Source organism: Hoeflea sp. (assembly GCF_039975035.1).
In the GTDB taxonomy this organism is placed as follows: domain Bacteria; phylum Pseudomonadota; class Alphaproteobacteria; order Rhizobiales; family Rhizobiaceae; genus Hoeflea.
Map to the genome: position 1 here is coordinate 1 of NZ_JBDWHW010000265.1, position 7001 is coordinate 7001.

Here is a 7001-nt window from a genome sequence, read left to right on the forward strand (position 1 = left end):
GCCTGGGTGATCGAGCCCATGCCGCCGCGGGCAAAGCCCCAGGCGCCGATGGCTCCGTCGACCTCTCCCATATAGTGGTGCAGCAGCACGTAAGCCGTGCCGGGGGAATAGGGACCCAGGCCGGTGCCGATGATGCCGGAGCCGGCGATATAGGCCTTTATCATCGGGGTTTCGAAATACTGGTCGAGATATTCGGCGATCGACATGGTCCAGAAGCGGACAGTTTCGGCCATTTCGCGGGCGCCGAGATTGTGAAACCGCTTGAGGATGAAAAGCAGTTCCGAGATGTCGCGCGGTTTGAGCGACGCCGGGTCAGGTGCGGTGCGCAACAACAGCGGCTTGATGAACTTGCACTGGCGCATCACCGCGCGGGAGTAGCGCACATAGCCATCGGCATCGCGCGGCGAATGGCGGATCAGTTCCCGGCGCAGCGCGTCATGATCGGACATGTAGGCAAAATATTCGCCCCTGGAGTTGAAGACGCCGCCGCCTTCATAGGGGATCACCTGCAGACCATGTTTGGGAAGTTCCAGCGCACGGATGATTTCGGGCCGCAGCAGGGAACAGACATAGGAGCAATTGGAATAGGTCCAGCCCGGCGTCAGCGACAGGCTGACCGCGGCACCGCCGACGTGGTCTTCCTTCTCAACGATCATCGTCTTCAATCCAGCCCGGGCCATGAAGCAGGCGGCGGTGAGACCGTTGTGGCCGGCTCCTACGATGATCGCGTCATATTTCATGGACCGTCCCACTATGGATAAAAACCAAGGCTAGAATAAACTGAGCGTTCAGTCAAAAAAATTGTTCTGTAAACTTTCCATGCCCTGCGTTAGATAAGGCACATGTCACAACCAGCGATCGCCCAGAAGATTTCCCCGACAAGCCTGCGCACACAAGCTCGCGTGATCGATGCCGTGGTGGACGTGGTTGCCCAATGTGGCATCAGCGGCACCACATTCGCCAATGTTTCGGCGACGGCGGGCGTGTCCCAGGGCGCGCTGGTGTTTCATTTCAAGACCAAGGAAGGTCTGCTGACGGAGACCCTGTCTCGGATGCTGCAGGAATACGAGCAAGCCTGGAGCGCGGCCTTCGCCTTGCCCGATCCGCTGTCACGAATCCTGGGCCTCGTTCAGGCCGATTTCAAGCCGTCGATCTGCAATCGCAAGAAGCTGGCCTTGTGGTTTTCGTTCTGGGGCGAGGCCGGCGCGCAGCCGCTCTACAAGAAAATTTGCGTCGAGGCCGAGGATGCGCGCCACCAGGCCATGCTGAGTACATGCCGGGAACTGGTGCAAACGACCGGCGGTCCCGATCCTGTGCTGCTGACCAACTCGATCGATGCCTTTACCGATGGGTTGTGGCTGCAGATGCATATTCAAAGCCAGCCGATCACACGGACCGAAGCACTGGAGTGGGCCTTGGCGCATTTGCGCCTTCTCATTCCCCATCACGCCGAGCATATCTGAACCTTTCCGCGATTGTTGCGTCTGCAACCTGGCATCGCTGATCTGACCGTCTGGACGACTGTCCAAAAGCTCAGGCCGGGCGAAATCGAGTGTCGAAAGCTCCTTCAGTCGTGCACCGCCGGCGGCACTTTCTCCGCCTTGGAATTGATCCGTCCGTGGCCGTCTCATATTTCACTATTGAATGAACGTTCAACAAACTTGTTGCAAAATCGTTGCTTAGCGCCAATAATTCGGGGCAATCGATTGAGTGAGGAACACCATCCATCATGACAGATGGCATTGCCGATGTGACAACAAAACTGCAATCCGGCGATCAGGCGGACGACGCCGCGCCGGAATACGACGATACCGCGATCCGGTTTCTCGAGGCGCTTTGGGGGGAGGGCTTCCTGTCGCCGGGCGGTCGGGATGAAGTCCGCCGTGTGGTCAAGGATCTCGATTTTACGGGCAAGCGCGTGCTCGATATCGGCTGCGGGTCGGGCGGCATCACCCTGTTTCTGGCGAACGACTACAGCCTGGCAAACATTACCGGTTTCGATGTGGAGCAACCGGTTGTCGATCTGGCAACGCGGCGCGCCGCCGAGCAGGGGCTGTCGGGCAAGGCCAGCTTCGTGCGCGGCGATCCGGGGCCGCTGCCTTTCGCCGATCAGAGCTTTGATATTGTCTTCTCCAAGGATGCGCTCATTCACGTGGCGGACAAGGAAGCCCTGTTTTCAGACATTTTCCGTGTGCTCAAACCCGGCGGCCGGTTTGCGGCCAGCGACTGGTTGACATCGCATGACGGGGAACCGTCGGAAGCGATGCGGAGCTATCTTGCGGCCGAGGGGTTGAGTTTCGGCATGGCGTCCGCCGCCCGCTATGAAGCGGCGATGGCTGCGGCAGGCTTTCGCGATGTCCGGACCATCAACCGGAACGCCTGGTATCGTGACCTGGCGCGGGGCGAACTGGAACGTCTGAAGGGACCGCTTTATGCTCCCGTCGCCGAAGCCGTCGGAGCCGCCTATGTCGACAAGAACATCAAGACCTGGAGCGCCATGCAGACGGTGCTCGACAGCGGCGAACATTGTCCGACCCATGTGTTCGGCATCAAGCCTGATGAGCAACCAACTGAATCAAAAAGGAAAAGACCCTGAGCGAAGGATACAAGGATGAGAGCGCTGCGCCGGCCACGCCGGCGACGGAGGCCAGACGCCGGGAACCCAAGGCGCTGCGCCGGGAGCAATTGATCAACGCCACCATCGATTCGCTGGCCAAGCGGGGATATGCCGCCACGACGCTGGCGGATGTGGCCGATGGCGCCGGGCTGTCTCGCGGGATCGTCAATTTTCATTTTGCCAGCAAGGAAAACCTGCTGGCCGAAACCATCAAATATCTGCAGGACGAGTATACCGCTAATTGGCAGGCCATGATCACAAAGGCCGCTCCCGACACCGCGTCGCAATTGCTGGCCATGGTGACGGCGGACCTCGACAGGAAAATCTGCACGCACCGCAAGCTTGCCGCCTGGTTCGCGCTGATCACCGAAGCGAGGTCAAAACCGGCCTATCATGAAATGGCATGGGAGCGGGACGCCAAATACCGCGCCACTCTGGCGTCAATCTGCGTGCAGGCCAAGCAGGAGGGCGGATATGCCTTCGATCCGCAGAGCACGGCTGACGCGATTTACGCCATGCAGGAAGGCCTGTGGCTCCGGATGATGCTGTTTGCACGCGCTTACAAGCGCGAAACCGCGCTCGGCGTCATTCTCGACACACTTTGCACGATATTTCCAAAGCACTTCGCTACCGGCGGCGTGACATTGAAAATCAATGAAAATAACCAATAGAGGAGTGAACACTAATGCAGAAGAACCTATCCCGAGGCCTGATTTCCAGTTTCGCCATCGCCTTGACACTCAGCGTTGCCCCAATGGCCGCGTTCGGTGCTGATGGGGAACTCACCGTGTTCGACTGGGCGGGCTATGAAGACCCGGCGTTTCATCCGGCCTATGTCGAAAAGTACGGGGATTCACCGACCTTTGCCTTCTTCGGCGACGAGGAAGAAGCCTTCCAGAAACTGCGGACCGGGTTCAGGGCCGATGTCGGGCATCCTTGCTCGCAAAGTGTTGTGAAATGGCGCGATGCGGGCCTGCTCAAGCCGCTTGATACGTCGCGGATTCCCGAATGGGACAACATCCTTCCCGGCTTCAAATCGATGAAGGATCTGATGACCACCGAGGATGGCCAAGCCTGGATTGTGCCGTTTGACTGGGGCAATACCGCCGTTACCTACCGGACCGACAAGGTGGATGAAACCGATATCAAATCACTCAAGGCTTTTGCCGATCCGAAGTTCAAGGATCGTGTATCCATCGGCGACAATGTCGATGACGCCTACGCGCTGGCCTCGCTGGCCATCGGGTTGACCGATTGGGCCAAGATGACCGACGAGCAATTCACCGAGGCCTCGGCTTTTCTGCGTGAGGTTCACAAGAATGTCCGGCTCTACTGGACCGACAACACCGAACTCAGCCAGGCCATGGCGGGCGAGGAGGTCGATCTGGCGTGGGCCTGGAACGAAACCGCCACCACGCTGATGGCCGATGATGTACCTGTCGCCGTCAAGAAGGATACGGATGAAGGCCTGTCGACATGGGTTTGCGGCTACGTGCTTCTCAAGGATGGCGAAGGCAGCGAAGACAAGGCCTATGATTACATCAATGCCACGCTCGATCCGGTCGTCTCATCCTACATCGTGTCCGAATGGGGTTATGGACATGGCAATGCCAACGGCATGGCGGCCATCGATCCGGAAACGCTGAAAGGCGCGGGCTATGACGACGTCGCCGCATTTGTCGACAAGACGCTGTTCCAGTCGCCGGTTCCGGTGGAGTTGAAGCAGAAGATGATCGCTGAATTTGAAAAGATCAAAGCCGGATACTGATCCTTCGCCGATCAACTCAGCCTACGAAAAAGGCGCCGAAAATCCGGCGCCTTTTTCATTGGTCGCAGGGATGTTGGTCGTAGGGATGTTGGGCGCACTTATACCATTGATCCTCTAATCAGCCTTGCATGATGATGAAGGCGTCGCGGTCGTAGGTGATGCGGATGTCGGAGCCGACGGGGATGTCATCGGCGCCGAAGTCGTTGGTTTCGACGATTGCCAGGTGCTCGCTCTGGCCTTCGATGCCGACCATCAGCGACGTCATTTCGCCATAGTAGTTGCGGTCAACCACCTTGCCGGTGACCAGATGGTCGGCCGTTTCCCCCTCCCAGACAATGCGCAGGCGCTCGGGCCTGATGCCGATAATAGCGCTTGCCGGATCGGATATCGCCTTGCCGGCGAGGTGGCCGGTTATCTCTCCGATTCCCGGCAGAACGGCCTTGAAAACCTTGCCGTCGACGGCGAGCCGGGATGCGGTGAGGAAGTTCATTCCGCCAAGGAAATCGGCAACCTGCCGGGTGGCGGGATTCTGGTAGATTTCCTTCGGATCGGCGATCTGGGCGATCCGGCCCGAAAACATCACGGCGATGCGGTCCGACATGCTCAGCGCTTCGTACTGGTCGTGGGTGACCAGCACGAAGGTTATGCCGATCTGGCGTTGCAGGTGCCTGAGCTCCACCTGCATCTGTTCGCGCAGGTTCTTGTCGAGAGCCGACAGCGGTTCGTCCAACAGCAACACTTTCGGACGCATCACCAGCGCCCGCGCAAGTGCGACGCGCTGCCTCTGCCCGCCGGAAAGCTGGTTGCCCATCCGCGGGCCCAGTTCGGCGAGCTCGACCTGGGCCAGCGCCTCCTTGACCCGTTTTTCCTCCTCTGCCCGTCCCAGGCGCAACCGCTTCAGACCATAGGCGATGTTTTCCGCGACATTGAGATGGGGAAAGATGGCGTAGCTTTGAAACACCATGTTCGTGGGGCGCATATTCGGCGGGATGTCGGCCATGGACTTGCCGCCGATCAGGATCTCGCCGGAGGAGGGATTGTCGAACCCTCCGATCATGCGCAAAAGTGTGGTCTTGCCGCATCCCGATGGTCCCAGCAGCGAGAAGAATTCGCCTTCGCGGATGGTGGTATTCAGTGTGTCGAGTGCCCGGAAGGAGCCAAAGACCTTGTCGACATTCCTGATTTCAATCATCGGGGAGGCGGTCATGTTTCACCTGTGGGCGTGGCCGGACTATTTTTAAGCATGGGAAAGTCTCATCACGGGCGGATCGCCAGTTTGCGTTCCGCGCGGCGGCGGAAGAGCTCCGCCGCCGTGAGCAGAACAAGCGAAGCGGCAATCAATATGGAACCAAGCGCCAGCACATTCGGCAGCTTGGCGGCGAACCGCAATTGACCCCAGATATAGACCGGCAGGGTTGGTTCTGTGCCGCTGAGGAAGAAGGCGAGGATGAACTCGTCGAGTGAAATGGTGAAGGTTACCAGAAGGCTGGAAACGATGGAGGGGGCCAGCATCGGCAACGTCACCCGTCGCAATGTTCCCAGCGATGTCTCTCCTAGGTCGCGCGATGCTTCCTCCATGCTGGGATCAAAGCCCTCGAACCCCGAAACCAGAACGGTGATCGAATAGGGCACGCAAATCAGCAGATGCCCGAGGATCACCGTGATCAGCGACAGTTGCATGCCCAGACCGAGCATGACCACCAGCAGGGAGATGGCGATGATGATTTCCGGCAGGATCAACGGAGCCATGATCAGGCCGCTGGCGGCGCCCAGGCCGCGGAAGCGGTGGCGGGTGATGGCGCGGGCGGCGCAAATGCCGAGCACTGTGCTCAGGAAGGCGGCGCTGATGCCGACCAGCAGAGAGTTCCAGGCGGCGCCATGCATGGCCGTGTTTTCCGCCAGTCCCTCGTACCACTTGAAGGTGAAGCCGACGAGGGGCAGCTTCGGTGTGGCGGAATCATTGAAGGAGAAGATCGGCAGCAACAGCACCGGGAAATACAGGATTGCCACATATATGATCACGTAGGTCGACAGGACTCGTCCGGATGTTGGCAAGAACCTCATTTCAACAACCTCTTCAGCCCGGCGATCAGCAGCACGATAGCGCCGGCAACCATGGAGACGATCACCATGGTGCTCACCGCCAGCGCCGCGCCGAGCGGCCAATTGGACGCCTTGCCGAATTGCACCTGAATGGCGTTGGCAATCATGACGCCGTCCTTGCCGCCAACCAGCTTGGGCGTGACGTAATCTCCGACGGTAGGGATCATCACGATCATGAGTGCGGCGATAATGCCCGGCATGGTCAGCGGCAGGGTGACCCGCAGGAACCGCCGCACCGGCCCGTCGCCAAGGTCGGCGGCAGCTTCCAGAAGCGAACGGTCAAGTTTTTCAAGCGAGACGAAAAGCGGCAGGATGGCGAAAGCAGCCCAGCTGTGCGCAAGCGTTATGATGACTGCGTTGACGTTGTAGATCAACGAGGTCAGCGGCTCTGAAATCACGCCGAGATATATCAGGCCGGTGTTGAGCACGCCCTTGTAGCCAAGGATGACCTTCCACGACAGGATCCGCAGCAGGTATCCCGACCAGAAAGGTACCGTGATGACGAAGAGCCAT

The 7001-nt window shown here is 59.1% G+C and carries 8 protein-coding genes; 4 read left to right on the top strand and 4 right to left on the bottom strand.

Features of this window, described 5'->3' with window-relative positions; translation table 11 throughout:
• Window positions 1-740: NAD(P)/FAD-dependent oxidoreductase (locus ABJN75_RS23845; protein WP_348442176.1), on the bottom strand; the 740-nt coding region annotated here is incomplete at its 3' end.
• Between the two features lie 102 nt (window positions 741-842).
• On the opposite strand from ABJN75_RS23845, the gene ABJN75_RS23850 reads away from it, so the two are divergent.
• The 4 genes from ABJN75_RS23850 to ABJN75_RS23865 all read left to right on the top strand — a co-directional run bounded on the left by ABJN75_RS23850 (window position 843) and on the right by ABJN75_RS23865 (window position 4385).
• Window positions 843-1463 (top strand): TetR family transcriptional regulator C-terminal domain-containing protein, encoded by a 621-nt coding sequence (locus ABJN75_RS23850; protein WP_348442177.1) that lies wholly within the window; start codon window positions 843-845, stop codon window positions 1461-1463.
• A 266-nt stretch (window positions 1464-1729) separates the two neighbouring features.
• On the top strand, window positions 1730-2596 hold the full coding sequence (locus ABJN75_RS23855; RefSeq protein ID WP_348442178.1) for a class I SAM-dependent methyltransferase: 867 nt from the start codon (window positions 1730-1732) through the stop codon (window positions 2594-2596).
• Window positions 2597-2685: 89 nt separating this feature from the next.
• The gene (locus ABJN75_RS23860) at window positions 2686-3288 is read left to right on the top strand and encodes a TetR/AcrR family transcriptional regulator (RefSeq protein ID WP_348442179.1); all 603 of its coding nucleotides are present in this window, start codon (window positions 2686-2688) and stop codon (window positions 3286-3288) included.
• Between the two features lie 14 nt (window positions 3289-3302).
• Complete coding sequence (locus ABJN75_RS23865) at window positions 3303-4385, top strand: polyamine ABC transporter substrate-binding protein (protein ID WP_348442180.1); 1083 nt, start codon at window positions 3303-3305, stop codon at window positions 4383-4385.
• Between the two features lie 118 nt (window positions 4386-4503).
• Here ABJN75_RS23865 and ABJN75_RS23870 read toward each other — a convergent pair whose 3' ends face one another.
• The 3 genes from ABJN75_RS23870 to ABJN75_RS23880 form a co-directional block, all read right to left on the bottom strand.
• Window positions 4504-5577: an ABC transporter ATP-binding protein gene (locus tag ABJN75_RS23870; RefSeq protein ID WP_348442183.1), complete on the bottom strand. Its 1074-nt coding sequence runs from the start codon at window positions 5575-5577 to the stop codon at window positions 4504-4506.
• A gap of 65 nt (window positions 5578-5642) precedes the next feature.
• On the bottom strand, window positions 5643-6449 hold the full coding sequence (locus tag ABJN75_RS23875; RefSeq protein ID WP_348442181.1) for an ABC transporter permease: 807 nt from the start codon (window positions 6447-6449) through the stop codon (window positions 5643-5645).
• Window positions 6446-7001 (bottom strand): ABC transporter permease (locus ABJN75_RS23880; protein ID WP_348442182.1); only part of this gene is annotated, 556 nt, incomplete at its 5' end. The genes ABJN75_RS23880 and ABJN75_RS23875, both read right to left, overlap by 4 nt.